21 protein-coding genes are annotated in these 26,591 nt (G+C 46.6%); 12 read left to right on the forward strand and 9 right to left on the reverse strand.

Annotated features, from left to right (window positions below):
* Nucleotides 1–48: 48 nt before the first annotated feature.
* Entirely contained in the window at nucleotides 49–1,023 is a 975-nt protein-coding gene (locus RA156_RS05730) for a T9SS type A sorting domain-containing protein (RefSeq protein ID WP_306643598.1), read from the reverse strand.
* A 389-nt stretch (nucleotides 1,024–1,412) separates the two neighbouring features.
* Between RA156_RS05730 and RA156_RS05735 the strand changes: the two genes are divergently transcribed.
* Entirely contained in the window at nucleotides 1,413–1,784 is a 372-nt protein-coding gene (locus tag RA156_RS05735) for a VOC family protein (protein ID WP_306643599.1), read from the forward strand.
* Between the two features lie 200 nt (nucleotides 1,785–1,984).
* On the opposite strand, the gene RA156_RS05740 is transcribed toward RA156_RS05735, so the two are convergent.
* Nucleotides 1,985–5,698 carry a T9SS type A sorting domain-containing protein gene (locus RA156_RS05740; protein WP_306643600.1) on the reverse strand — a complete coding sequence of 1,238 codons (3,714 nt, stop codon included), beginning with the start codon at nucleotides 5,696–5,698 and terminating at the stop codon, nucleotides 1,985–1,987.
* Between the two features lie 144 nt (nucleotides 5,699–5,842).
* The gene (locus RA156_RS05745) at nucleotides 5,843–7,180 is read right to left on the reverse strand and encodes a type IX secretion system plug protein (RefSeq protein WP_306643601.1); all 1,338 of its coding nucleotides are present in this window, start codon (nucleotides 7,178–7,180) and stop codon (nucleotides 5,843–5,845) included.
* Nucleotides 7,181–7,296: 116 nt separating this feature from the next.
* Between RA156_RS05745 and RA156_RS05750 the strand changes: the two genes are divergently transcribed.
* The 8 genes from RA156_RS05750 to RA156_RS05785 are packed head-to-tail and all read left to right on the forward strand — an operon-like array spanning nucleotide 7,297 to nucleotide 14,763.
* Nucleotides 7,297–8,652: a Na(+)-translocating NADH-quinone reductase subunit A gene (locus RA156_RS05750; RefSeq protein WP_306643602.1), complete on the forward strand. Its 1,356-nt coding sequence runs from the start codon at nucleotides 7,297–7,299 to the stop codon at nucleotides 8,650–8,652.
* 20 nt (nucleotides 8,653–8,672) lie between these two features.
* A complete protein-coding gene (locus RA156_RS05755; protein ID WP_306643603.1) occupies nucleotides 8,673–9,923 on the forward strand; it encodes an NADH:ubiquinone reductase (Na(+)-transporting) subunit B in 1,251 nt (416 codons plus the stop codon).
* Nucleotides 9,924–9,934: 11 nt separating this feature from the next.
* Nucleotides 9,935–10,741 (forward strand): NADH:ubiquinone reductase (Na(+)-transporting) subunit C, encoded by an 807-nt coding sequence (gene nqrC / locus RA156_RS05760; protein WP_306643604.1) that lies wholly within the window; start codon nucleotides 9,935–9,937, stop codon nucleotides 10,739–10,741.
* Entirely contained in the window at nucleotides 10,738–11,448 is a 711-nt protein-coding gene (locus tag RA156_RS05765) for an NADH:ubiquinone reductase (Na(+)-transporting) subunit D (protein WP_306643605.1), read from the forward strand. Before nqrC ends, RA156_RS05765 begins: the two co-directional genes overlap by 4 nt.
* 8 nt (nucleotides 11,449–11,456) lie before the next feature.
* Nucleotides 11,457–12,071, forward strand: a complete 615-nt coding sequence (gene nqrE, locus RA156_RS05770; protein ID WP_306643606.1) for an NADH:ubiquinone reductase (Na(+)-transporting) subunit E — start codon at nucleotides 11,457–11,459, stop codon at nucleotides 12,069–12,071.
* A gap of 21 nt (nucleotides 12,072–12,092) precedes the next feature.
* Complete coding sequence (nqrF, locus tag RA156_RS05775) at nucleotides 12,093–13,388, forward strand: NADH:ubiquinone reductase (Na(+)-transporting) subunit F (RefSeq protein ID WP_306643607.1); 1,296 nt, start codon at nucleotides 12,093–12,095, stop codon at nucleotides 13,386–13,388.
* A 54-nt stretch (nucleotides 13,389–13,442) separates the two neighbouring features.
* On the forward strand, nucleotides 13,443–14,528 hold the full coding sequence (locus RA156_RS05780) for an FAD:protein FMN transferase (RefSeq protein ID WP_306643608.1): 1,086 nt from the start codon (nucleotides 13,443–13,445) through the stop codon (nucleotides 14,526–14,528).
* A 34-nt stretch (nucleotides 14,529–14,562) separates the two neighbouring features.
* On the forward strand, nucleotides 14,563–14,763 hold the full coding sequence (locus tag RA156_RS05785) for a hypothetical protein (RefSeq protein WP_306643609.1): 201 nt from the start codon (nucleotides 14,563–14,565) through the stop codon (nucleotides 14,761–14,763).
* On the opposite strand, the gene RA156_RS05790 is transcribed toward RA156_RS05785, so the two are convergent.
* The gene (locus RA156_RS05790; RefSeq protein ID WP_306643610.1) at nucleotides 14,764–15,888 is read right to left on the reverse strand and encodes an acyloxyacyl hydrolase; all 1,125 of its coding nucleotides are present in this window, start codon (nucleotides 15,886–15,888) and stop codon (nucleotides 14,764–14,766) included. It lies immediately after the preceding gene.
* Between the two features lie 22 nt (nucleotides 15,889–15,910).
* On the opposite strand from RA156_RS05790, the gene mazG reads away from it, so the two are divergent.
* The gene (mazG, locus tag RA156_RS05795) at nucleotides 15,911–16,684 is read left to right on the forward strand and encodes a nucleoside triphosphate pyrophosphohydrolase (protein ID WP_306643611.1); all 774 of its coding nucleotides are present in this window, start codon (nucleotides 15,911–15,913) and stop codon (nucleotides 16,682–16,684) included.
* A gap of 72 nt (nucleotides 16,685–16,756) precedes the next feature.
* Nucleotides 16,757–17,416 (forward strand): GIN domain-containing protein, encoded by a 660-nt coding sequence (locus tag RA156_RS05800; RefSeq protein WP_306643612.1) that lies wholly within the window; start codon nucleotides 16,757–16,759, stop codon nucleotides 17,414–17,416.
* A 1-nt stretch (nucleotide 17,417) separates the two neighbouring features.
* Here the strand turns inward: RA156_RS05800 and RA156_RS05805 are convergent, their stop codons facing one another.
* From RA156_RS05805 to RA156_RS05825, 5 genes are all read right to left on the reverse strand, one after another.
* Nucleotides 17,418–17,936 (reverse strand): YciI family protein, encoded by a 519-nt coding sequence (locus RA156_RS05805; RefSeq protein WP_306643613.1) that lies wholly within the window; start codon nucleotides 17,934–17,936, stop codon nucleotides 17,418–17,420.
* A 193-nt stretch (nucleotides 17,937–18,129) separates the two neighbouring features.
* Nucleotides 18,130–18,837 (reverse strand): LOG family protein, encoded by a 708-nt coding sequence (locus RA156_RS05810; RefSeq protein ID WP_306643614.1) that lies wholly within the window; start codon nucleotides 18,835–18,837, stop codon nucleotides 18,130–18,132.
* A gap of 37 nt (nucleotides 18,838–18,874) precedes the next feature.
* On the reverse strand, nucleotides 18,875–21,721 hold the full coding sequence (gene uvrA, locus RA156_RS05815) for an excinuclease ABC subunit UvrA (RefSeq protein ID WP_306643615.1): 2,847 nt from the start codon (nucleotides 21,719–21,721) through the stop codon (nucleotides 18,875–18,877).
* A 19-nt stretch (nucleotides 21,722–21,740) separates the two neighbouring features.
* The gene (gene nhaC, locus RA156_RS05820; RefSeq protein ID WP_306643616.1) at nucleotides 21,741–23,204 is read right to left on the reverse strand and encodes a Na+/H+ antiporter NhaC; all 1,464 of its coding nucleotides are present in this window, start codon (nucleotides 23,202–23,204) and stop codon (nucleotides 21,741–21,743) included.
* 59 nt (nucleotides 23,205–23,263) lie between these two features.
* The gene (locus tag RA156_RS05825; RefSeq protein ID WP_306643617.1) at nucleotides 23,264–24,196 is read right to left on the reverse strand and encodes a hydrogen peroxide-inducible genes activator; all 933 of its coding nucleotides are present in this window, start codon (nucleotides 24,194–24,196) and stop codon (nucleotides 23,264–23,266) included.
* Between the two features lie 136 nt (nucleotides 24,197–24,332).
* Here RA156_RS05825 and katG point away from each other — a divergent pair, with 136 nt between their 5' ends.
* Complete coding sequence (katG, locus tag RA156_RS05830) at nucleotides 24,333–26,519, forward strand: catalase/peroxidase HPI (RefSeq protein WP_306643618.1); 2,187 nt, start codon at nucleotides 24,333–24,335, stop codon at nucleotides 26,517–26,519.
* Nucleotides 26,520–26,591 lie beyond the last annotated feature (72 nt).

The raw sequence follows: 26,591 nt of genomic DNA on the forward strand, positions 1-26,591 counted from the left end.
CTTTTTCGTTGTTTCGAAATAATCCTCAGAGAAAACCATCTGTAGTGATTATTGCCTTACTATTTTGAAGGTCTTTACTTCGTCGTCCGCGGCAAAGCGCACGAGGTAAATGCCTTTTGATTCGTTTGAAATATCTATTTGATCAAACCCAGTGAAGAGCCCTTGATCAATGATTCGTCCGCTTAGGTCGAGTACCTGGTAATCAACCTGCTCTGTTGAGTTTGAACGGAAGTTCACAAGACCATTTGTCGCTGTAGGATAAACGTTCCATTCCAGTGAAGTATTTTCTTCTACAGATACAGGAGTAGTAGAAAAACGGTACACCATTCCGTTTGATGGAATTGTTAGCAACGATGCAAGTTGAAATTCATCTACAGAACTTCCTTCGAAGAGGCTTGGAGCGTTCCCTGTTCCACCAACGAACATAGCGTAGCCGATTTCATTGTTTTGCGATGCGTCGTCAAGTAGGCCCGAACTAAAGAAATCATCGGTCAATAGGTCAGATTGTTTGAACGAATTAGGCCCCCAGCGAAATTCAACATCATTTGAACCTTCGTAGATCCAAAGCTGCAATGAAATCTGATTCGCCGCAGTTCCTGACTGTGCATATTCGTTATAAGTACCGCAGTTCTTCCATTCTAGTTTGAAGATGCGTGTACCAGGCTCTCCTGTTGTTTCATATGTGATTGGCGAAAGAAGTTCTCCATTCGCGTAACCAGCGTCAATTAAATCACCCGAGGTAGCCCAAATCATGTCCCAAGTCGGACTCATGTCATCTAGAACTAAAGTTCCACCTAGGAAATCATCAGACATGTAAAGGGTATTCGTAGTTGTACCCATTGACGTAAAGTCGAAACCAATAGGAATCTCTGCATTCGGGTCGTCCCACGTTTCAAATACCGCAGAATCAGCATTCTGTAGGTAATCAAAGTCGTCTTGGAAGTAAGAGAAGTAGTAATTAATCTGACCGAAAACAGTAGCAGAAGTCAAGAGAGTAAAAGCGAAGAGTAGAAGTCTTTTCATCATGAAGGTTTTATATAAGTCGTCTAAAGGTCCCTGTTTGTTACATGCTTCTATCAAAAAAGACACCGAAGTGTCGAATTCGTTGCATGAATTGTTGAAGAAATTAATACGACTGTACTTAATGCCGACGAAATTTCGGGCGAACGGTTGTAGAGGGTGGCGGAATGCGGATCGCGGATCGCGGATCGCGGAATGCGGAATGCGGATCGCGGGGGGTGGATTGCGGAATGCGGATCGCGGTTTGGAATTGTTACCTTTTGGCGGGCCTTAGTCTAGAGACTTTAGTCTATAACTAAAAATACTAACGCCTATCGCCTAAAGCCTAACGCCTTCTTCCCAAAGAGACAGTAAACCACGTTCTACAAACCACGAACCACAAACCAAAAAACATGAACCTCGGAGCCTTCTCAGTAAGCCTTGCAGTGAAAGACCTTCAAGCATCAAAAGCATTTTATGAAAAACTCGGATTCAGCGCCATGGGCGGTGTTGAGGAACAGAATTGGCTGATCATGAAAAACGGATCCACCGTTATCGGATTATTTCAAGGGATGTTTGAACAGAATATTCTCACCTTCAACCCTGGATGGGATCAGAACGCTCAGAATGTTGATGAGTTCACAGACATCCGAGACCTTCAAACAAAACTAGAAGGAGAGGGGGTAAGCTTCACTACCAAGATTGATGCGGGTCCAGAAGGGCCTGCGAGTTTTATTCTCTTGGATCCGGATGGGAATCCGGTGCTTGTAGATCAACACAGATGATTTGAATCGAAAAACGATAATCAATAATCTATAACTGATTTACTAGATGGAGACGTTTCCAATAGTCATTAGTCATTAGTTATTGGTCATTAGTCGTTGGTTAACGGTTATCGTTTTTCGATTATAGATTCAGCGGCAAAGCCGCACAAAAAAAGGCCGATCTCGAAAGACCGGCCTCCCTGTTACCATTTACGAAACGGTTATTGTTTCAACAGGGCCACACGATACGTTTGGTCACCATTGGTTAGGTGTAGATGGTATGCTCCGGTAGCTAGTTGGGAAACGTCAACCTGCTGATTCCCGCTGCCGCTCATCTGCGTCGTCAAGACGATCTGACCTTGCGTATTGTAGATAGTTAGCTGTGCGTTTTGCACTGCTTCTGGAAGTTCGATAGTCACTGCTTCGTTGACCGGGTTTGGCCAAGCGTTGAGTGCGTTTACGCGTACCTCGTAAACTCCTACAGGCTGGCGATCGATGGTTACGAAGTTCTCTGAGATTTGGAAACAATCTCCAGTTGATGTGATGTCTGCGATGTTGTTCTCTACTTCTGCTTCAAGCGTTCCGTAGTAAGAGAATCCGTATACGTAGCAGATACCTGCTGGTGCTCCTTCGAAGTCAGCTGTGTTGCCGTCTAGGATGTCGATGATTTCTCCAGAAGGATCAGTAACGATGAATACGAAGTTTTCACCTTCCGATTCCGCGCTAGCGAATTCAAATTCATCAGCATCACCATCACCAACAATCACGGTAACCATAGTTTCACCATCTGAAGTACTTACCGTACCTCCTGCGATTCCATTACGGATCACCGTTACTGGGTTAGAAAGTGAGTAACAACCGTCAAGGTCATTCGCGTTCATACCAACTTCAGCTCCTGTGAGTCCATCTTCGAAGCTCAAGTGCCAGATGAGGCAAGTACCAGGACCAGCTCCGTCAAGATCGAATGGACCACCCGCAGGAAGTGCAAGGATATTGCCTTCGTCGTCAGTGATCACCCACTGAGAGTTTTGTCCTTCGTTACCTTCGAGTGTTACGTCGATTGGATCAGCGATTCCGTCACCAGCACAGATTTCGAAAGTGTTGTCTTCATTGTCTGTAGTCAATACACCACCGTTCACTCCGTTTCGGATGACAGTTACTGGGTTAGAAAGCGCGTGACAACCTTCGAGGTCATTTGCATTCATACCAACTTCAGCACCAATCAGTCCATCTTCGAAGCTCAAGTGCCAGATGAGGCAAGTACCGCCACCAGCGCCTTCAAGATCGAATGGAGGTCCTGCAGGAAGCGCAAGGATATTTGCAGCGTCATCAGTGATGACCCATGCAGAGTTCGTTCCGATAGCACCAGAAAGTGTTACATCGATTGGATCAGCTACGCCGTCACCGGCACAGATCTCAAATGTGTTGTCTTCATTTTCAGTAGTCAACGTACCACCGTCAACAATACAATCACAATCTTCTCCAACTAAACGTGTTACAGTGATTGGGTTAGAAAGAGAGTAACAACCTTCAAGGTCATTCGCGTTCATTCCAACTTCTGCACCTTCAAGTCCGTCTTCAAAGCTCAAGTGCCAGATCAGGCAGATTCCTTCTCCTGCTCCGTCCAAATCAAACGGTCCACCTTCAGGAAGACCAAGGATGTTTCCAAGATCGTCAGTGATTACCCATGCAGAATTCGATCCTTCAGCACCTTCCAACGTTACGTTGATTGGGTCTGGGTTGTCATCCAATGCACAGATTGTTGTTGGGTCTTCTGTAGAGATAGTTCCTCCAGCTACACCGTTACGGATGACCGTTACAGGGTTCGATAGAGAGTAGCATCCTTCAAGGTCGTTTGCGTTCATTCCAACTTCTGCACCTTCGAGTCCATCTTCGAAGCTCAAGTGCCAGATGAGGCAAGTACCGCCACCAGCTCCTTCGAGATCGAATGGACCAGCTCCTTCAGGAAGCGCGAGAATGTTACCGAGGTCATCAGTAATAACGTACTGAGAGTTTTGTCCTTCAGCACCTTCAAGCGTTACATCGATTGGATCAGCTACACCGTCGCCAGCGCAGATTTCGAAGGTGTTATCGTCATTGATAGTAGAGAGGGTACCACCAGCAACACCATTACGTGTTACCGTGATCGCGTTAGAAAGAGAGTAACAACCTTCGAGGTCATTCGCGTTCATTCCAACTTCAGCTCCTACGAGTCCGTCTTCAAAGCTCAAGTGCCAGATTAGACAAACACCACCTCCAGCGCCTTCAAGGTTGAAAGGACTACCTGCAGGAAGCGCAAGGATGTTTCCTTGATCATCAGTGATTACCCATGCAGAGTTTGACCCTGACGCTCCTTCCAATGTCACATTGATCGGATCAGCTACACCGTCACCAGCGCAGATCTCTGTTGGATCTTCTGTAGAGATTGTTCCTCCTTCAGCTTCACAGTCACACTGGTCACCTACAAGGCGTGTTACGGTGATCGGGTTAGAAAGAGAGTAACAACCTTCAAGGTCATTCGCGTTCATTCCAACTTCAGCGCCTTCAAGTCCATCTTCGAAGCTCAAGTGCCAGATCAAACAAACACCTTCACCAGCGCCATCAAAGTCGAAAGGACCGTTCGCCGGAAGATCAAGGATATTTCCGAGATCGTCAGTGATTACCCATGCGAAGTTGCTTCCTTCAGCACCTTCTAGGGTTACGTTAATTGGATCTGCTTCTCCATCAAGGGCACAGATTGTTGTCTCGTCTTCTGTGGAGATGGTTCCACCAGCAACACCGTTACGGATTACCGTTACAGGGTTAGAAAGAGAGTAACAACCTTCAAGATCGTTTGCGTTCATTCCAACTTCTGCACCTTCGAGTCCGTCTTCAAAGCTCAAGTGCCAGATGAGGCAAGTACCGCCACCAGCACCTTCGAGGTCAAATGGACCAGCTCCTTCAGGAAGTGCAAGGATGTTCCCGAGATCATCAGTAATAACGTACTGAGAGTTTTGTCCTTCAGCACCTTCAAGCGTTACTTCGATTGGATCAGCTACACCGTCACCAGCGCAGATTTCGAATGTGTTGTCATCATTGATTGTAGAAAGAGTACCACCAGCAACACCATTACGTGTCACTGTGATTGCGTTTGATAGAGAGAAACATCCTTCGAGGTCATTCGCATTCATTCCCACTTCAGCTCCAATGAGTCCGTCTTCAAAGCTCAAGTGCCAGATCAGACAAACACCACCGCCAGCGCCTTCAAGGTCGAATGGACTACCTTCAGGTAGTGCTAGGATATTCGCTTGATCATCTGTGATTACCCATGCAGAGTTCGAACCAGAAGCGCCTTCCAATGTCACATTAATCGGATCAGCTTCACCATCGCCAGCGCAAATCTCTGTTGGATCATCCGTAGAGATTGTTCCACCTTCAGCGTCACATCCACCGAGATTCTCAGCTCCGAAAGTGTCATCACCAAGGAACCAATCGCCTGAAGTGTCGCCTTCACCGTCCCACTGCACAGATTCTCCAGCATTAACCGTTGGGATAAAGTCTCCCATCGACCAGATTGCAGCACCGATAGCAACGTTTGCGCGCACGTGGCCTGAGCTTCCCCATTCTACGTAGTCAATGATTGCACCGGAGTTAGAGTATTGAGGGAGGATGTAAAGTCCGAGTTCGTCATCTGAATCACCCATCTCGTGACCCGAGACAACGAGGATCTCTCCTGGACCTAGGTTGAGGTCTCCAGAGACGATTGTCATGTCTTCAATTTCAGTGTAGATTGGGAAAGAGCAGAGGAAGTAGTTACCTACAGGCACTTCCATCATTCCCAGGTTTTTGATTTCCACCTGGTCCAAGTCAGGTTGGAATTCGTTGATAACGATCTGTGCATTTGCACCGATAGCAAACAGCATTAAGATCGCTGAGAGTAAAGTTCTGATTCGCATAATTTAGAATTGATGCTGCAAGATTCAATTCAATTATCACGAAAAGTTCTCAGCCCTTTCAACATTCTAAAATGTTGATCCTTGGTTTGGACGCAACCTTTGGAAACCTAAATAGGCAATGAGGAGGTATGAAGTACAGCCAGCCTACTGTCCGTTGAAGGAATCTGTGGTAAGAACACCGATCACTCGATCATAACCAGCGGGGTCAGAGTAATAGGCGAGGATGGTATACTCGTTTTCTGTCATCTGGTGATTCCCCTCAATAAATGCTTGGGTTCCGTTCGGATGATCGGCTGAAACGATGCTGTACATGTAATTATAATAACCTTGTTTGAGGTAGAGGGTACATTCGTAGCGCTTCTTTCTCGGGTTCCATGTCATCCTATTTTCTTCGAAGTGATCCCACTGATTGAATCCGCCGATGATATAGACCTCTTGTTGGTAGAGTTGCTCATCGAAAGGGAGGTAGAAGTGCGTATAAATATACTGTGATTCAAGATGGTCATCGAAGTCGTCGTTGCGAATGAGGAATTCGCCATTGATATCACGATCTGTTCGATAGACTTCATACGTGCGTCTTAAATCAGGCTGGAGGTAATAGTGCCATTCACCTTTGATTTCACGAATACTGTCAGTGCCCACGGCAGCATACCTCAGGCTTTTGGAATCAAACCATCTGAATTCATTCAGTCCGTCGAAGTTGTTCTCCTCATCAAAGTCATAGACGAGTTCAGTGCCCTTCATAAAGACTGGCTTGAGGCCTGTGATGGCGTTGTCCCATCGATGGTTTTGTAGAATAGCAACTTCAAGGTCGCTGTAAGGGTCATATAACTTGTACTCGGCCTCGATGAGGTCAAAATCTACTTCTTGGCGGTAACGTCTGTCTGCTACGATGGTTGATGCTTTGACCTGCGGTCGGAAACGGGAAAGTTGTTCAGTGACAACGATCCTTCTTGTGAACACAGGTTCTTCTTCATAGCCTTCCTCATATACTTTTAGGATGTAGTTCCCACTGAGCATGGGCTTGCTCATGTCATTAGGCCAATTGATAGCGTAGTTTGTGTAGTTCTGTACTGTATTGAAGCTTTGTTCGATGTCGTTGATCATGAGCTCTTGAAACCCTTGAATGTATTCTGATGCGAGCAGGTCACTATCGTTCCACTCATAATCACAATGGGTGACGCTGATCCAATAATCTTTAAAGCCTCCATGTAGATCATCAAAGCGCAATTCCAGCTGGGCTGGGGAATTCAGATCAATGATAGGAGCGAGGAGAGGGTTGTCAACCGGGTGAAGCAGTACAGTTCTGATGTACGGTTCATAGATCCGGTCAATATTGCGGTAGTCATGAAAGTATTCAGAATCGGTTTCAGTGACAATTGGGGCCGTATGACTGACAGACGAGTCTGAAACTGTGCATGAGATGCTAACAACGAGTGTTGAAATCGTCAGTAAAATGTGGCTGAAAGACAAGTTATTCAAGCTCCTGAGGGTTTATTTGGAATGATTCTAAATTGGGTCTATTTGAAACGTACAAATAACAATGACGTTCACAAAGTGTTAATTTTGCGCACCAAAATAACGCATACTTCCCTAAAATGGCGAAAGCGATTCGTATACGTAAGGGTAGTGATATCAGACTCGTAGGAGTAGCTGATAAAACCCTTGAAAATCCTGCACGGACTGACCTATATGCGGTCAAGCCGACTGACTTCCACGGTCTTACACCGAAACTCGTTGCGCGAGAAGGTGACCGCGTGAAAGCAGGTGATGTCCTCTTTTTTGATAAGTACAATGACTCGATCAAGTACAACGCTCCCGTTAGTGGAACTGTTGACGAGGTCGTACGTGGTGAAAAACGCCGCATTCTAGAAGTACGTATCAAAGCTGATGCCCAAAATGAATTTAAAGACTTCGGAGCAAAGTCTGCGAGCTCAATGAGCGCTGCTGATCTTCGTGCTCACTTGTTGGAAGGAGGCTGCTGGCCGCTTATCCAACAGCGTCCGTTCGCTATTGTTGCGAATCCGGAGAGCACACCAAAGTCGATCTTCATTGCTGGTTTCGACAGTTCACCACTAGCACCTGACGGTGACTTCGTGATGGAAGGAGAAGCTGACAACTTCAAAGAAGGTCTGGCTGCTTTGAAAGTTCTTGCTGATGGAAAACCAGTTCACCTGGGTGTTCGTCCTGACAGCAAAGCCTTCAACGGCGTTGATGCACAGGTTCACCAAGTGAGTGGTCCACACCCAGCTGGAAACCCAGGGGTTCAGATCCATCACATTGATCCGATTAACAAAGGTGAAGTCGTTTGGACGATTGCAGCGCAGGATGTAGCGAACATCGGAAGATTCCTTCGCACTGGTAAGTTTGATATGCAGCGTGTTGTTGCATTGACTGGTGCTCAAGTGAATCAACCGAAGTACTACCGAGTTACTGTAGGAGCCAACGTCTCATCTATGCTTAACGGCCAAATCAAGGATGATAATACTCGTGTCATCAGCGGAAACGTTTTGACAGGTGATCACATCACTACCGATGGCTTCCTTGGTTACTACCATCACCAGATCACGGCTATTCCTGAAGGGAAGGAGCCAAAGTTCTTGTTGACTGATGGTTGGTTGAGCCCAGGATTGAAGAAGTTCTCTCTTTCACACGCTTACCCAACGTGGTTGATGCCAAAGAGCAAACGATTCAACTTGGATACCAATTCAAATGGTGAAGATCGCGCCTTCGTTGTTACCGGACAGTACGAGAAGGTATTCCCATTTGACATCTATCCAGTTCAATTGGTGAAGTCGATCATCGTCAACGATATCGATTCGATGGAAAAACTAGGGATCTACGAAGTAGCTCCCGAGGATTTCGCGCTTTGTGAATACGCTTGTACCTCAAAAATTGAAGTTCAAGACATTGTTCGCGAAGGGTTGGATACCATCATGAAAGAATTTAGTTAAGCATAGAAAATCGTCATACCGTGAAAGCACTTCATAATTTTCTAGAGAAGAAGGTAAAGCCGAATTTCGTTGAAGGAGGGAAGCTCTCGCGCTTCTGGGTGGTTTATGATTCACTCGAAACCTTCGCATTCACGCCAGGTCACGTTACTAAGAAAGGAGCTCACATCCGTGATAGCATCGACCTGAAGCGTACCATGTTCTTGGTGATCGTTGCCATGGTTCCAGCACTGTTGTTTGGAATGTGGAATGTTGGTCACCAATACTACCTATCAATTGGAGAAATCACTACAGCTGACCCATACAGCGCAATGCTGTGGGAGAAATTCCAAGTAGGACTGGTGAAAACACTACCGTTGATCGTTGTATCATACGGTGTCGGACTCGGAATCGAGTTCATATTTGCAGGACTTAGAAAGCACTCAATCAATGAAGGTTTCCTTGTATCAGGGATGCTTATTCCATTAATTATGCCAGTGGATGTACCATTATGGATGGTAGCGGTTGCTACTGCCTTCGCGGTAATCATTGGTAAAGAGGTGTTTGGTGGTACTGGAATGAACATCTTGAACGTCGCACTTACGGCGCGTGCATTCTTGTTCTTTGCTTACCCGAAACAAATGTCAGGTGAGATTTGGATCCACGACGTAGCGGCTTCTGCAACTAACGGAATGTTGGCTGACGGTTACACAGGTGCGACAGCGCTTGGTCACCTAGCGAACACTGTTGGTAAGCCAGTCGATGGCGAAGTCGCAGGAAGTGTCATGGGTATGTTCGGAGACGCGGGCATGTACTCGTTCATGGATTCATTCCTAGGATTGATTCCTGGATGTATCGGTGAAACAAGTGCACTTGCCATCCTTATCGGAGCTGGAATCTTGATCTGGACAGGTATTGGTAGCTGGAGAATCATGTTGAGCTTCCTTATCGGAGGTTTGGCCATGGGAGCCATCTTCAATGCATTCGGAGCGAACGCTTACATGACGCTACCAGCAGTTCACCAAATCGTCATTGGTGGATTCATGTTCGGTATGGTCTTCATGGCAACTGACCCGGTAACAGCGGCACAAACGAACACAGGTAAACTCATCTACGGATTCTTTGGAGGTTTCTTCTCGATTATGATCCGTGTATTCAACCCTGCTTATCCAGAAGGGGTGATGATGGCTATCCTGTTTATGAACGTAATGGCTCCTATGATTGACCACTACGTAATTCAAGCGAACATCAAACGTCGAATGAAACGAACTGCACTCGCTACGGCGGCTGCGTAATACCTAAAGCAATGGCAGTAAATAAAAATAGCAACGGGTATACATTCTTCTTTGCGATCGCCATGGTAGTGGTGGTTGGAGCGATCTTGGCGATTACTTCGGTGTCACTCAAAGAGCGTCAGCAACAGAATGATGCAGATAAGAAGCGTATGGACATCCTGGGTGCAATCAAGGTAGAATCAACGCGTCAAAATGCGGCAGACTTGTTCTCACAGTTCGTGGTAGAACGCATTTCTGTTGATTACTCTGGAAACTTGGTGGAGCAGGCATCAGGGAAGATTGACCCGAATGACAAACAAGATCCATTCAATATTGACGTAAAGAAAGATTACAGGTCTTCGATCAAGGGAATCGTAAAAACTTCAGGAAAAAATCCGGAAGAACTTGAGAATAGACTTGCTAACGCAGATGTAAACTACCCAGTTTTCAAGTGTGTTAAAAATGACACTACGCTCTACGTATGCCCAATGGTCGGAACTGGTCTTTGGGGTCCAATTTGGGGTTATGTTGCTCTTGAAGAAGATTTTCAAACAATCTACGGAGCTAAGTTTGATCACAAAACAGAAACTCCAGGTCTTGGGGCTGAAATAAAGGAGGACTTCTTCACGGTAAAATTTGAAGGGAAAGAATTGAACCTTGAAGATCCGAAGACAATGTTCTCTGTCCTGAAAGGGGGAGCAGTTACGAACGAACACAGTGTAGACGGAATCACGGGAGGTACCATCACTTCGAAAGGGGTGGATGAAATGCTTAACCGTACACTTCCGGTTTACGTGAAATACTTTACTAACGCTAACGATCAACGCGCAGAACGATGAGCACTGAAGTAAAAGAAGTAGAAAAAGCGGTTGAGAAGAAGTCTGAGCCACTATTCTCGAAAAAGAATAGGAAGCTGCTTTCAGACCCTCTGAATGATTCCAACCCAATTACTGTTCAGGTACTAGGTATCTGCTCAGCACTCGCGATTACAGTACAGCTTCAACAGGCTGTGATTATGTCACTCTCAGTATTGTTCGTAATGATTGGAGGTAACGTAATCGTATCGTTGCTTCGTAACGCGATTCCTGATCGAATCCGAATCATCGTGCAGCTTGTTGTTATTGCAGCACTTGTAATTATCGTAAATGAAGTTCTGAAAGCCTTCCTACCAGACATCTCTGAGAAGCTGTCGGTATTCGTAGGTCTTATCATCACGAACTGCATCATCATGGGACGTCTAGAGGCATTTGCTCTAGGTAACAAGCCAGGACCATCATTCCTTGATGCGATTGGTAACGCCATGGGTTACGCTTGGATTCTTTTGGCCGTATCTATCGTGCGTGAGATCTTCGGTTCCGGAGCGATTTCATTCCCAGGGATGGGTCAGGTGAAATTCTTTGACCCAGATTGGTCAGGATGGATGGCTAATGGAGGATTCTATGAAAACAACAACTTGATGATCCTTCCTCCAATGGCCCTTGTGGTTGTGGGTGTGATCATCTGGATCCAGCGTGCACGTAACACTAAATTGATCGAAGAAAACTAAGAACAGCCATGGAATACTTTAGCATATTCGTAAAAGGTATCTTTATTGAGAACATGATCTTCGCCTACTTCTTGGGGATGTGTTCTTATCTAGCGGTATCAAAGACAGTTAAGACGGCGGTTGGTCTTGGTTTCGCCGTGATCTTCGTACTCGGAATCACTGTACCGATCAACTACCTACTAGAAAACTACGTACTGGCAGAAGGGGCCCTCACCTGGATCTCTCCTGAGTACGCAACAGTAGACCTCAGCTTCCTCAGCTTTATCATGTTCATCGCCGTAATTGCGTCGATGGTACAGTTGGTTGAGATGATCGTTGAGAAGTTCGCTCCAGCACTTTACGGAGCACTTGGAATCTTCCTACCACTTATCGCAGTAAACTGTTCGATCCTTGGTGGTGCACTCTTCATGCAAGAGCGCCAGTACCCATCGATCGGGGAGGCAACTGTATTCGGACTTGGTTCTGGAGTTGGATGGTGGCTAGCGATTGTTGCGATTGCAGCCATCCGTGAGAAGATCCGCTACTCTCATGTACCTGCTCCGCTTCGCGGACTAGGAATTACATTCATCATTACTGGTTTGATGGGAATGGCGTTCATGAGCTTTATGGGAATTGAAATTTAATCGTTGAAGAAAGTATAGATCATGACAACAACAGTCATTCTAACCATTGTATTCTTCCTAGCAGTAATCCTGCTACTTGTATCATTGCTTCTTTTCGCAAAGGCGAAGCTTTCGCCAAGCGGTAAGATCAAGATCGAGATCAACGGAGAAAAAACGATCGAGGTAGACGGAGGTGGATCACTTCTTACAACCCTCGGTAATGCGGGAATCTTCCTACCATCAGCATGTGGTGGAGGTGGTACTTGTGTTCAGTGTACTTGTCAAGTGCACGAAGGTGGAGGTGCTATCCTTCCTACAGAAGAACCACACTTCTCACGTAAAGAGATCGCTTCGGATTGGCGTCTCGGTTGCCAGGTGAAGGTGAAGGAAGATATGAAGATCCAAATCCCTGAAGAGGTATTTGGTATCAAGAAGTGGGAGTGTGAAGTAGTTTCAAACTACAACGTAGCTTCATTCATTAAGGAGTTTGTTGTTCGCCTTCCTGAAGGTGAATCACTCGACTTTGAAGCTGGTGGTTACATCCAGATTGATGTACCGAAAATCACAGTGAACTTCAAAGACATCGACATCACAGCTCACCCTGAGCAGCACGGAAACCCTGAAGAGTTCCGCACGGAGTGGGATAAGTTCGGCCTATGGGACTTGAAGATGGTTAACGACGAAGACATCGTACGTGCCTACTCGATGGCTAACCACCCAGCTGAAGGAAACATCGTCATGTTGAACATTCGTGTAGCAACTCCACCTTGGGATCGCGCACGTAACGCATGGATGCAAGTGAATCCAGGTGTTTGTTCTTCATACGTGTTCGGATGTAAGCCAGGAGATAAAGTAACAGTTTCAGGTCCTTACGGAGAATTCTTCATCAAGGAAACTGACGCTGAGATGGTATACATCGGGGGTGGTGCAGGTATGGCGCCAATGCGTTCACACCTTTTCCACTTGTTCCACACGTTGAAGACTGGACGTAAAGTGACATTCTACTACGGTGGTCGTTCACGTCGTGAGCTTTTCTACATCGAAGACTTCCGCAAGATCGAACGTGAGTTCCCGAACTTTAAGTTCCACCTTGTATTGTCTGAGCCACTTCCAGAAGATAACTGGAATGAGAAGAAGAGCGTTGACGATGAAGGAGACGGGTTCTTAGGTTTCGTTCACAATGCGGTGATCGAGCACCACTTGAAAGATCACGATGCTCCTGAAGATATTGAATTCTACTTCTGTGGTCCTCCATTGATGAACCAGGCTGTCCTCAAAATGTGCGACGACTGGGGAGTTCCACCAGAAAATGTTTCCTTTGATGACTTCGGAGGATAAAAAACTTCAAAAGGCGCCTTTACGGCGCCTTTTTCATTTCTCATCTTTGCAGACATGAAGAGAGTCGTATTCATTTTCATCGCAGCTGTTGTTCTTGCTGCCTGTGGTACATCAGAACCACCGGTTCAGGAAACACCACCCTCGACCTTCCAGAACATGGTCATTACTGGCGAGGCGCAAGGAACCACTTATACCATCCGATATATTGAGGATACGGTCGACTACAAAACGCAAGTGGATTCAATCCTGTTGCGCATTGACCAGGACCTCTCGACTTGGGTTCCAAGTTCTTTGATCAATCAGATCAATGCCTTTGATCGCACTGATACCGTATTTGCGTTCTATGATAGCACGAAGTACTTCTCAGTGATGTTTGATGTATCTCGTGAGATTTGGAACAAAACAGACGGCGCTTTTGATCCCACGGTATATCCCTTGGTTGACCTTTGGGGATTCGGATTAAGCAATAGAGGAGACGTCAATGATGAGGCTGTCATGGAGGCACAGTCGAAAGTCGGAATGATGGAGGCCAATATTGATATGATCGAATTGGAGGAGAACTACCTCTACCAGACGACTTGGATTCGAAAAGGACAAGAAGGCGTGCGCCTTGACTTCAATGCGATTGCCCAAGGGTTTAGTGTTGACTTGATCACGGAGTTCTTGGAAGAGCAAGGAGTGAATAATTATATGGTGGAGCTCGGAGGTGAAGTGAGCTGCAAAGGAGTGAATGCAGAGGGGAATGCTTGGCGCATTGCTATTGATAAGCCTAAGGATGACGGAGAACGAGAGTTCCAAGCGATTGTGAATGTTCGAAACAAAGCAGTTGCGACTAGCGGGAACTACCGCAAATTCTACGAAGTGGATGGCGTGCGTTATTCCCACACGATTGACCCTCGCACTGGTTATCCGGTAACACATAGTCTGCTTTCGGCTACGGTTATGGCTTCTGACTGCGCAACCGCGGATGCTTATGCCACATCTTTCATGGTGATGGGGAAGGATGACGCCATCGCATTTATTGAAGATGGTATGGTCTCCGGACTAGAAGTTTACCTGATCTACGATGAAGGTGGAGTGTATAAGACGTGGATGACTGCAGGTATGAACGAAGTCATTGAAGAATTGAATGATTTGTGATCTCTAAGCAGAGCTTACTGCTTATCTTTGCACTATGAGTACAGTATTATTAGCTATCGGATTGTTGGCCTTGGCTTTCGCAGGCATCGCCATCAAGATCCTTGTTAAGAAAGACGGAGAGTTTGCCGGTACTTGTGCCAGCAATAATCCATACCTCAAAGAAGAGGGTGGTACATGTTCTGTTTGTGGTGCTCGTCCACAGGAGCAGTGCCAGCGTGAGTCTGTAGAGGGATAATTAGAAGATCCTATATCCGATCCCAAATTCTGGGTAATCGGCTTTTGCCCAATGAGTTTTGAGCCCAATCATGCATTGCCAATCTTCGGTGATGTCGTAACGCAATGAGAAGCGGTGATAGAATGTGCCGTTTCCTTTGTAGCGCGTAAAAGTGTAAGCGCCCATCATCAAATCGAATCTTAATCTTCCGAAGTGCTGGTTGTAACTAAGTGCTACGCCATGTTGCACCATGTCGAGCACATCAGACTGACCTTCTTCACCGAGTAGCTGAGCGGCAGCCATGTTGTAAAAGAGATCACTCCGAATACTCCAACCCCGTTTCCAACTCGGTCTGAATTCATAGGCATAGCTGAAGGTATGCACTGAAAATTTTGGTCCGCCCGGAGGTAGATTCTCTTTGACACCAGTTAAAAGCATCGCATAATGTGCCCTGCCTCTTGGTAGTACTGAAGTCCAAATGCCTTCTGGTAAGGGTACAATAGGATTAATGTGGTATACCGCCTGCAGGCCAACAGTCAAGTTGTTAATGCCAAGATTGGGTAAGGTGTAAGCACCATTAGACAAGTGTGTCATTCTCAGGCTAGCGCCGATATGCCAGTGATCTGATAGGTAGTAATCGGATTGAACTCCCAAGATCACGCTTGCATTTAGCGGTGAGCCGAGTGCGATCGCCTTTGTATTGTCTTCAAGGTCCCAGGTTGTATCTGTGAAGCCGATGCCTCCTGCAGCTAATAGGAAATGCTCGAAGCGTTCTCCTCTTCGGATGGGTAGTAAGGTATAGAGTGACAGTGCTGCTTGTCTTCCCAGTTCAGCTCTGTTACCTAAGTCGGCCGCGTACAGCTCCACTCCCCAGCGAGGTCTGAAGTAGTTGTAGTGCCAACGTTTGGAGCCGTCCACTATCCATTCCGCCGAGGCGGTGATGGCCACTGAATTTCCTGTGACTAGAGGTTTGAGATCATCTCTATGAGGTACTACCAATCCGTAGTTTCCGCCTATTCTAAAGCTGTTGGGTGCTTGCGCTAGCGCGGAAACGGACAAGACTACCAGAAGAACAAGAAGCGAAGCGTTCCGCCCGATAGGGCGAAAAAATGAAGAGAAGAAATACACTTTGCTATCGTGTGCCACAGGAAGAAGGTATCTTTGAAGTATGAACAGCATGCAAGATAAACTAAAGGCTTTTGAACGCCTGCTCATCATCATGGATGAGCTGCGTGAACAGTGTCCGTGGGATATGAAACAGACGATGGATAGTCTGCGTCATTTGACGATCGAGGAGGTGTATGAATTGACCGATGCGATCATGGATAAAGACATGGAAGAGGTGAAGAAGGAGCTGGGAGATATCATGCTTCATATGGTCTTTTATGCTCGAATTGCCAGTGAAACGCAGCAGTTTGACATTGCTGATAGCCTAAATTCTATTTGCGATAAGATCATTGATCGTCACCCGCATATTTACGGTGATGTTGACGTAGCGGATGAAGAAGAAGTCAAGCAGAACTGGGAAAAGCTGAAGTTGAAAGAAGGGAAGAAGTCGGTACTTCAAGGGGTACCAAAGTCGCTTCCTAGTTTGGTGAAGGCAGTTCGTGTGCAAGACAAAGCACGTGGCGTTGGGTTTGATTGGGATCATGAAGACCAAGTGTGGGAGAAAGTGCAGGAAGAGCTTCAGGAGTTTAAGGCCGAAGCTGATGCTGGCAGTGATAAAGTAGAAGAGGAATTTGGGGATTTGATGTTCAGTCTCATCAATTTCGCGCGTTTCAAGGGAATCAATCCAGACGATGCCTTAGAACGTACCAACAAGAAGTTTATCAAGCGTTTCCAATTCTTAGAAGTAGAGAGTGCCAAGGATGGCAAAGTGCTAGGGGAGATGACCTTAGAGGAAATGGACGGCTATTGGGAACGTGCCAAAACAGAGGCCTAATTGAGAGCGATTCTGCTGATAGCGTGTTTAGTGTTCTTGTTCTCATGTGATCGGGAACGACCGGCATGTTTCATGCGCGCAGGAGAAGAAACGACAGTTATTCGTAGCCTTCCAGAAGGCATTCAAACCCTTGAGGTATATGATTTAGTTGATGTGGAAGTCTATCAAGACGACCGCAATGAAGTGGTGTTACGTGGTCCTGAGAATGTCATTCGAAAGATCAAGACCCCCACTGAATCAGGTACGGTGCGCATTGAAGACACCAATCGATGCAACTGGGTGCGTGATTTGAGCATTCGTCCAACCATAGAGTTCCATTTGCCCTCCATTACCCACGTTAAATACGAAGGACAAGGAGATGTCTTGTTCGTTGACTCACTAGAAGCGGAAGTATTCACCTTTGAAGGGAGAGCAAGCGCAGGAGATATCTTTCTCCGACTCAATGTGGATTCAGCCAACATTGAAGTTCACACAGGCCTGTCAGATATTGAAATTCAAGGAACAGCGCGTATCGTAGGGCTCTTCAATCAAGGGTATGGGTTCATGAATGCCGAAGATTTGGATGCACAATTCGTACTCAGCAATAACTCAAGCATCAATTGGATGCGTGTGCGCTGTGAACAATACCTCTACGCTCGCATCAATGATCGTGGTAATCTCGAATACTACGGAACGCCAAATACAGTGGATCAACAGCTCAACGGCGATGGAGAGCTGATTGCGTTAGATTAAGCTAGATGTTGATTTTGGCAATTTGTTGATGGATCTCATTGATCTGCATCACCGCCGCGCTACCGTACCAAGGATGTAACTCCATTACCAAACTTCCAGATTGAATGGCCGGGTCAGTTGCTGTCAGGGCTTCTGCTTCTTCTATAGACTGAACGTCGAAGATGTAAATACCCCTGAGCTCGCCATCGTCAAGGAATGGACCAGCCAATACCAATTTTCCTTCATCAGCTAATCTGCCGATGTTTTCCATGTGAGCGCGTTGCAGTTCAGCTCGTTCTTCTTCCGTTCCGTCTCTGTTAGGTCCTGCTTTAAGAAATGCCATCACGTACTGATGCATTCCGTAGTCATCTGCACCAAGGCGAGCGGCGAGAAGGCTGTCATAGCCCATGATTTCAGGTGTGGTTTCCGCAGGAACAGATTCCCGAGGGAACTTCTCGGTTATGTCAACAGCATCGCTAGAATTATCGAGCAGACAAGAGCCCAGGAAACAAATGAGGAAAAAAGGAATCAGGTATTTCATAGACCCAAGTTGATGAAAAAAAACAAGCGCTCCTTTGAGCGCTTGTTAATTCCGAACAATTCGGAGAGAGTTACTTGAGATAATTAGCCTGACTTGGACCGATGGTTTATCGATCGTTGTACTGACAATACAAATGTATATGCTTCTTATCTACGCCGCATCACCCTTTAGGGGGAGCAGAAAAAAATCTTTGTTAAAAGTTCGGCTTGAGTAGGTACTTGCTGTAGAACTGATCAATCGCATCTACGGCTTCGTCTGCCGTATCTACAACTTGCCAGAGATCAAGATCTTTCGCCGAAATGTTCCCTTCTTTTTCGAGCAGGGTGTTCTTTACCCAATCAATCAGGCCTGCCCAGAACGTCTTTCCTACCAAGATGATTGGGAATCGACCAATCTTTGATGTTTGGATCAAGGTCATTGATTCGAAGAGTTCGTCGAGCGTACCGAAACCACCAGGCATCACGATGAATCCCTGTGAGTACTTCACGAACATCACTTTGCGTACGAAGAAGTAGTCAAAGTCAATCGATTTATCGCTGTCAATCCATGGGTTACCGTTCTGTTCGAATGGGAGTTCGATATTCAGACCAACAGAAGTTCCGCCCCCGTCGTGTGCACCGCGGTTACCGGCTTCCATGATACCTGGTCCACCACCTGTGATAACACCATATCCTTTCTCAGTGAGCTTGAGAGCAATTTCACGAGCCATACGGTAGTACGGGGTACCTGGCTTGGTTCTCGCTGAACCGAAGATCGATACACATGGTCCGATCTCACCTAATTTGTCATATCCTTCAACGAACTCGGCCATGATCTTGAAGATTGACCAGCTATCGTTCGTTTTTATTTCATTCCAGGAGCGTTGATTGAATTTCTCCTCTACGCGGTTGTCTTTGTCCATGGTATCTTGATTGCTTACGAAGGTAATAATTCGAGCACTACAGCTCCACCTTCAAAAACTTCCCAGTATAACTTTCGTCTACTTTGATGATTTCTTCAGGGGTTCCTTGTGCGATCACTTGTCCGCCGCCGTTACCTCCTTCAGGGCCGATATCTACGATGTGGTCTGCGACTTTGATGACGTCCATGTTGTGTTCGATTACTAGGACGGTATTTCCTTGATCAACGAGTCTGTTCAACACAGAGATGAGCATACGTACATCTTCGAAGTGCAGTCCTGTTGTAGGCTCATCGAGGATGTAGAAGGTACTACCGGTGCTGCGCTTCGCCAATTCCGATGCGAGTTTTACACGCTGAGCTTCTCCTCCTGAAAGCGTTGTGCTTTGTTGTCCGAGGGTGATGTAGCCAAGGCCGACGTCTTTCAAGGTTTGAGCCATGCGTCTGATCTTCGGAATATTCTCAAAGAACTCAACGGCCTCTTCAATGGTCATGTCTAAGACGTCTGCGATTGACTTTCCGCGGTAGCGAACTTCGAGCGTTTCACGATTATAGCGCTTGCCCATGCACGTTTCACATTGCACATAAACGTCTGGAAGGAAGTTCATCTCAATCGTTCGCAAACCAGCGCCTTTGCAAGTTTCGCATCGTCCGCCGGCTACATTGAACGAGAATCTTCCCGGCTTGTAGCCACGTACCTGAGCTTCAGGTAGCTTCGTGAACAGGTTTCGAATTTCTGAGAATATACCTGTGTAAGTCGCAGGGTTAGAACGCGGGGTTCTACCAATTGGACTCTGGTCGATTTCACTCACCTTATCTAGGTGTTGAAGCCCGGTAATCTTTTTGTAATCGAGTGGTCTTTTCGTCTCTTCGTAGAAGTGATTGTGCAGGATAGGGTAGAGCGTCTGGTTGATCAACGATGATTTACCGCTACCACTGACTCCCGTCACACAGACAAGGGTACCCAATGGGAGGCTCAGCTTGACATTCTTAAGGTTGTGTCCACTGGCTCCGGTGAGGGTTAGTTTCTTTCTATTTCCTTTTCGCCTGGTCGGCGGAACGGCGATTTCCAATTCGCCTTTGAGGTACTTCGATGTAGTAGAACCTTCTGCAACATGCTCTTGAGGAGAGCCTTGAGCGACAATCGTTCCACCATGCACTCCAGCACCTGGACCTATATCAATGAGGTAATCGCTTTCGAGCATCATGTCTTTATCGTGCTCTACCACAATCACTGAGTTGCCTGCATCTCTCAAGGCCTTTAGGCTTTGAATCAAACGCTGGTTGTCACGTTGATGCAGTCCAATACTCGGCTCATCCAGGATGTACAGCACACCCACGAGCTTACTTCCAATCTGTGTTGCCAGTCGGATTCGCTGTGCTTCACCTCCGGAAAGGGTTCGTGCGCTTCGGTCAAGGGTTAGGTAGTCAAGTCCTACGTCTAACAAGAATCCGAGACGCGCTCTGATTTCTTTCAGGGGTTCCTTGAGAATTACCTTCTGGCGTTCATTGAGGTGTTGGTCGAGCTCTTCGAACCACTTCGCTAATTCAACGATGTCTTCATTCGCCAAGCTTGCGATGTCACGATCATGGATCTTGAAGTAGAGTGACTCTTTCTTCAATCGTGTTCCCTTACAAGTTGGACATTGCTTCTTATTCATGAAGCTGTTCGCCCAGCGTTTGAGCCCGGCATTGCTGCTTTCTTGCGCAGCACGTTCTACAAGGGCAATGACTCCTTCGTATTGAATATTGTACGGCTTGGTACCGTTCTTAGGTGTGATCGTGAATCTTAATTCGCTACCGTAGAGCAGCGTGTTGATGACTTCTTCTTCAAGATCAGCGAGAGGAGTCTTAACGGTATGACCAAAATGTTCTAGTACAGCTTCCACTTGTGTGAACGCCCAGCTTCCTTTCATTTCACCAAGTGGAGCAATCCCACCTTGCTTGATGCTTTTCTTCGGGTCCGGAATAATCTTCTCTGGGTTCACCTCAGAGATTTGACCAAGTCCGTTACACTTTGGACAGGCCCCGTAGGGACTGTTGAAAGAGAATAGGTTCGGCTCAGGTTCTGCGTAGGCGATACCGGTCGTAGGGCACATCAAGAAACGGCTGAAATGGCGGATTTCGCCTCCATCATGCGGCATGACCATCATTCGTCCTTTACCCATACGAAGGGCATTCTGTACACTCTTAAGGATGCGTTGTTTGTCACCCTTATCCACCTTCACACGGTCAACTACGGCTTCAATATCGTGGATCTTGTAGCGATCAATTCTATATCCAGGCTCGAGTTCAACAAGTTCTCCATCTACACGAGCGCGGACGTAGCCTTGCTTCATGATGTTCTCGAAGAGCTCGCGGTAGTGACCTTTTCGTCCTTTCACCAAAGGAGCGAGCAAGAGTAGCTTCTCACCATCCATTTGATCGATGATGAGTTCGGTGATTTGCTCGTCGGTATAACGCACCATTTTCTCTCCTGTATTGTAGGAGAACGCTTCACTAGCACGGGCATAAATAAGGCGCATGAAGTCATAGACTTCAGTGATGGTTCCCACGGTTGATCGCGGGTTGCGGGAAATCGTTTTCTGTTCAATACTAATAACAGGGCTCAGCCCTGTGATCTTATCGACGTCAGGTCGCTCCATGCCGCCTAGGAACTGGCGAGCATAGGCAGAGAATGTCTCAATGTAACGACGTTGTCCTTCAGCGTAGATGGTGTCAAAGGCCAAGGAAGACTTTCCTGACCCTGAGATACCAGTGATCACCACTAATTGCTCACGTGGGATGTTGACATGGATGTTGCGGAGGTTGTTTTCACGTGCCCCTTCAACTTGAATGTATTCTTGTTCTTCGGAAACAGTGACTTCCGAGATCTGCTGTTCTTTCAATGCTTCGTTTTCTTAACGATCAACCTTCATTCAATCCGTCTGAACCAATCTTCGCTGGGAGGCGATTTAGTTTCCAACCCATGAGCCCAAAGAGAACGGTCATGAACGGACTGACAATATTAAATATGCAGTATGGTGCATAGGCCAAAGTAGCAACACCTAAAACCCCAGATTGTGCTACACCACATGTATTCCATGGAATAAGAACTGAGGTTACTGTTCCGCTGTCTTCCAATGCACGACTTAAGTTTTCTGGAGCAAGGCCTTGGTCTTTGTAGGCATCAGCGAACATTTTCCCTGGAACAACGATAGCGAGGTATTGATCACTCGCCAATACGTTGAAGACAATACATGTTCCCGCAGTAGAAGCCACAAGGCCTCCAGAACCAGTCACCACGCTTAAAATTGCAGAAGTGATTCTTCTTAACATTCCAGCCGCTTGCAGAATTCCTCCGAAGGTGAGGGCACAGAGAATCAACCATACAGTATTCATCATTCCATACATTCCGCCAGCTGAAAGCAGTCGATTGATTTCATCGTTGCCGGTTTCAATGCTTGTATCCAACGCCATTGCCTTCACCACAATGGAATAAGCTGAGTTCGCGAAAGACTTTCCTTCACCTGCTAATTCCATGATGATTTGAGGCTGGAAAATGACAGCGAAGATTCCTCCGATGATTGACCCAATAAACAGAGCAGGTACGGCAGGTACCTTTTTGGCGATCATCACAATGACAGCAATAGGTACCAACATCAACCACCATCCGAGATTGAATTTTTCGGCCATGACTTGCTGCATTTCTCCAACGCTTACGGTGCTTTCCTGGAGGTCAACTGTAAACCCAGCTACGAGGAATACGATGAGTGCAATGATGATGGAAGGACCTGTAGTCCAGATCATATGGCGAATGTGCGTGAATAGATCCGTACCAGCGATTGCTGGAGCAAGGTTCGTAGTATCAGATAGGGGAGACATTTTGTCTCCGAAGTATGCCCCCGAGATAATCGCCCCTGCTACCCATCCTTCACCTATGCCTAAGGCTTGACCGATGGCAATGAGGGCCACACCAACCGTTCCGACGGTACCCCATGATGATCCTGTAGCGAGCGATACAATCGCGCAGACAATGGTAGTGGCAAATAAGAAGATGGTTGGGTTGAGGATTTCGAGTCCGTAGTAAATCATAGCAGGGATGACTCCGGAAAGCAACCAGGTTCCTGCTAAAGCTCCGATCATCAATAGAATCAAGATGGCTCCTAGTGCTGAGGATATGCTCTCGGTGATGCCATCATACAGTTTCTTCCATTTCTCACCTGATAGCAAGGAGATTCCTGCAGCTACTCCACCTGCGGTGAGCAAGGCTATTTGATTCGGTCCGTAAGAAGAGTCTTCACCGTAGAAGACAACGTTTAGTCCTAGCAATGCGATGAGCACCACAATTGGCACCAACGAAAGCAGGAGGGAAGAAGCTGAGTTATTCATATGGTTCCGGAGTATGGCTCGCTAAGATAGCAGATTCAAGCATGCTAAATGACACCAATTTATCTCCAACGAATGGTGACAAATCGTTCGTTCTTTTCGAAGCTGTCAGGGGTGTTTGCTAAGATTGATTTCCTCAATTCAGTTAAGAGTTGCTCGCGTGTGAAACTACGGTGTACCACGATGCTTATTTCTCTTGCCGGTTCAGGATGATTGAATCGTTTGACAAATGGCGTGTCAGTCTGTTCATCAAATGAAAGTTGAGGAATCAAGGTATACCCATCCACTTGTTGGAGCATCTTTTTTAAGGTCTCAATTGACCCTCCTTCCATCATTAGGTTTCGTTCATCTTTATTCTGGTTGACCTGGCAGATATTTACCGTCTGATTCCGGAAGCAATGTCCTTGTCCAAGTAGCCACAATTCATTCTCGTCTAGATCTTGAGGTGAAATACTTCCACGTTGCCTTAAAACGGAGTGTTCCGCGTTAGCGAAAAGAAGAAAAGGCTCATAAAACACAGGGATTTCGCGAAGGTTCGGTTCTTCAAGCGGCGTAGCAAGAATACCAATGTCTAGAATGCCTTTCTGCAGGCGATCAATGATCTCAGCGCTCTGAAGCTCGTGCACGGAGAGCTTGGTGTTTGGATGAGACTTCACGAAATCTCCGATAAAGAGCGGCAAGAGGTAAGGAGAAAGCGTAGGAATCACGCCAATCGAATATTCACCATCAATACGATCTCGTTCCTTATTGACGAGTTCCTTGAGTTCGTCAATCTCACGAAGAATATGTCTGGCCTTCGAAATGAACAATTCACCCATGGGAGTGGGTTTAATTGGTTGTTTACTTCGATCAAAGAGCTGAAAGTTCATTTGATCTTCCAGCTTCTTTACTTGCAAGGTGAGGGTGGGTTGAGCCACAGAACAACTCTGTGCAGCTTTAACGAAGTGACGATGGTTGTCGAGCGCAACAACATATTGCAATTGCTGGAGTGTCATGCCTATATATTTATACTGTAAATATACGTATTGTGATTATCTATTTGACAAATAACCCTGACGAAACATACATTTGTATCAAGCTGTGTATCTTACAGCATACCTAAAAGACGAACACAAAAACCTACCCATCCAAATGGCAAACTACAACGTCAACAACGAATCCAAATGTCCATTTCATGGCGGGCAGATGAAGTCATCTGCAGGAGGAGGAACTTCCAACCGCGATTGGTGGCCAAACCAATTGAAACTGAACATTCTTCGTCAGCACTCTGACCTTTCGGATCCGATGGATCCCGACTTCAACTACGCTGATGAATTCAAGAAACTAGATCTGCAAGCAGTGAAGAAAGACTTGACTGCCCTCATGACAGATTCACAAGAATGGTGGCCTGCTGATTACGGTCACTATGGTCCGTTCATGATTCGTATGGCCTGGCACAGCGCGGGGACATACCGTATTCAAGACGGACGAGGTGGTGCCGGAACAGGGACTCACCGTTTCGCTCCATTGAACAGCTGGCCAGATAACGCCAACCTTGATAAAGCGCGCCTATTGCTTTGGCCAATCAAGCAGAAGTACGGAAAGCAAATTTCTTGGGCTGACTTGATGATTCTTGCCGGAAACGTGGCATTGGAATCAATGGGCTTCAAAACATTCGGATTTGCCGGAGGACGTGCAGACGTCTGGGAACCGGAAGAAGACGTTTATTGGGGAGCTGAAAAAGAGTGGTTAGATGATCAACGTTACTCTGGAGATCGTGAACTAGAGAATCCATTGGCAGCAGTTCAGATGGGATTGATTTACGTGAATCCGGAAGGACCAAATGGAAATCCTGATCCGCTGCTCGCTGCGAAAGATATTCGTGAAACATTCGGCCGTATGGCAATGAATGATGAAGAAACGGTAGCCTTGATTGCTGGAGGACACACCTTTGGTAAGACTCACGGAGCAGGGAATCCAGAAGAGTACGTAGGTGCAGAGCCTGCAGGAGCTTCAATTGAAGAAATGAGCACAGGGTGGAAGAACACTTACGGCTCAGGACACAGTGAGTACACTATTACTTCAGGACTAGAAGGTGCTTGGACTCAGAAGCCAACAGAGTGGACAAATCTTTACTTTAAGAACCTCTTCGAATTCGAATGGGAATTGACAAAGTCGCCAGCTGGGGCACAGCAATGGACTCCAAAAGGTGGAGAAGGAGCAGGAACAGTTCCAGATGCACACGTTGATGGAAAGTCACACGCACCAATGATGTTAACGACAGACCTTTCGCTTCGTTTTGACCCAGCATATGAAAAGATCTCTCGTAAGTTTTACGAAGACCACGAGGCATTTGCAGATGCATTTGCTCGTGCATGGTTCAAGCTGACTCACCGTGATATGGGGCCTCGCGCTCGTTTCCTTGGAGAAGAAGTGCCTTCAGAAGAGTTGATTTGGATGGATCCAGTTCCGGCTAACGCTGGAAACGTAAGCGACTCAGACGTTGCGTCAATGAAAGAAGCGATTGCCAACTCAGGATTGAGCGCTAGTGAGCTAGTAAAAGCAGCATGGGCCTCAGCATCAACATTCCGTGGATCGGATATGCGTGGTGGAGCGAATGGAGGACGTGTGCGCCTTTCTCCTCAGAAGTTCTGGGCTGCCAATGATCCAGCTGAATTGGATAAGGTGTTGAGCAAGCTCGAAGGCCTGCGTTCAGGTTCGAATATGTCAGCAGCTGATATGATTGTTCTCGGAGGTTGTGTAGGTGTTGAAATGGCTGCCAAGGCTGGAGGTCGTGATATCACAGTACCATTTACTCCAGGAAGAGGAGATGCTGGAGATGAGCACACGGATGTAGATTCTTTCGCAGCTCTTGAGCCGAAAGCTGATGGGTTCCGCAATTACTTGAAGTCTGGACTGACAGTGAGCGCTGAAGAGTTGTTGATTGACAAAGCTCAGTTGTTGACTTTGACGGCGCCAGAAATGACGGTTCTACTCGGTGGAATGCGCGCTATTGGTGCAAACACAGACAACTCAAGCCACGGAGTATTCACACACCGCAAAGGTGCCTTGACAAATGATTACTTCGTGAATGTCCTTGACCTTGGTACGAAGTGGAGCGCTACTTCAGATGCACAAGATGTGTTTGAAGGACGTGACCGCAAAACCGGAGAGGTGAAGTGGACAGGAACACGCGTTGACTTGATATTCGGTTCTAACACTGAATTGCGTGCCTACGCAGAAGTGTATGGAGCAAACGACGGAGAAGACCGTATGGTTAATGACTTCGTAGCTGCATGGACGAAAGTGATGAACCTAGATAGATTTGATTTGAAATAAGCTTGCTTACTTTCAACTGATCCAAAGGGCTGTCTAAAAAGACGGCCCTTTTTTTGTGCTTGGTTTTTGGTG

This window comes from Sanyastnella coralliicola (assembly GCF_030845195.1).
Lineage (GTDB): Bacteria > Bacteroidota > Bacteroidia > Flavobacteriales_D > Sanyastnellaceae > Sanyastnella > Sanyastnella coralliicola.

Bases quoted from the DNA above. Each gene is read 5' to 3' on its own strand.
- RA156_RS05730 (WP_306643598.1), bottom strand. From the start codon at position 1,023: ATGAAAAGACTTCTACTCTTCGCTTTTACTCTCTTGACTTCTGCTACT.
- RA156_RS05735 (WP_306643599.1), top strand. From the start codon at position 1,413: ATGAACCTCGGAGCCTTCTCAGTAAGCCTTGCAGTGAAAGACCTTCAA.
- RA156_RS05740 (WP_306643600.1), bottom strand. From the start codon at position 5,698: ATGCGAATCAGAACTTTACTCTCAGCGATCTTAATGCTGTTTGCTATC.
- RA156_RS05750 (WP_306643602.1), top strand. From the start codon at position 7,297: ATGGCGAAAGCGATTCGTATACGTAAGGGTAGTGATATCAGACTCGTA.
- nqrC (WP_306643604.1), top strand. From the start codon at position 9,935: ATGGCAGTAAATAAAAATAGCAACGGGTATACATTCTTCTTTGCGATC.
- RA156_RS05765 (WP_306643605.1), top strand. From the start codon at position 10,738: ATGAGCACTGAAGTAAAAGAAGTAGAAAAAGCGGTTGAGAAGAAGTCT.
- nqrE (WP_306643606.1), top strand. From the start codon at position 11,457: ATGGAATACTTTAGCATATTCGTAAAAGGTATCTTTATTGAGAACATG.
- nqrF (WP_306643607.1), top strand. From the start codon at position 12,093: ATGACAACAACAGTCATTCTAACCATTGTATTCTTCCTAGCAGTAATC.
- RA156_RS05780 (WP_306643608.1), top strand. From the start codon at position 13,443: ATGAAGAGAGTCGTATTCATTTTCATCGCAGCTGTTGTTCTTGCTGCC.
- RA156_RS05785 (WP_306643609.1), top strand. From the start codon at position 14,563: ATGAGTACAGTATTATTAGCTATCGGATTGTTGGCCTTGGCTTTCGCA.
- mazG (WP_306643611.1), top strand. From the start codon at position 15,911: ATGAACAGCATGCAAGATAAACTAAAGGCTTTTGAACGCCTGCTCATC.
- RA156_RS05800 (WP_306643612.1), top strand. From the start codon at position 16,757: ATGCGCGCAGGAGAAGAAACGACAGTTATTCGTAGCCTTCCAGAAGGC.
- RA156_RS05805 (WP_306643613.1), bottom strand. From the start codon at position 17,936: ATGAAATACCTGATTCCTTTTTTCCTCATTTGTTTCCTGGGCTCTTGT.
- RA156_RS05810 (WP_306643614.1), bottom strand. From the start codon at position 18,837: ATGGACAAAGACAACCGCGTAGAGGAGAAATTCAATCAACGCTCCTGG.
- nhaC (WP_306643616.1), bottom strand. From the start codon at position 23,204: ATGAATAACTCAGCTTCTTCCCTCCTGCTTTCGTTGGTGCCAATTGTG.
- RA156_RS05825 (WP_306643617.1), bottom strand. From the start codon at position 24,196: ATGACACTCCAGCAATTGCAATATGTTGTTGCGCTCGACAACCATCGT.
- katG (WP_306643618.1), top strand. From the start codon at position 24,333: ATGGCAAACTACAACGTCAACAACGAATCCAAATGTCCATTTCATGGC.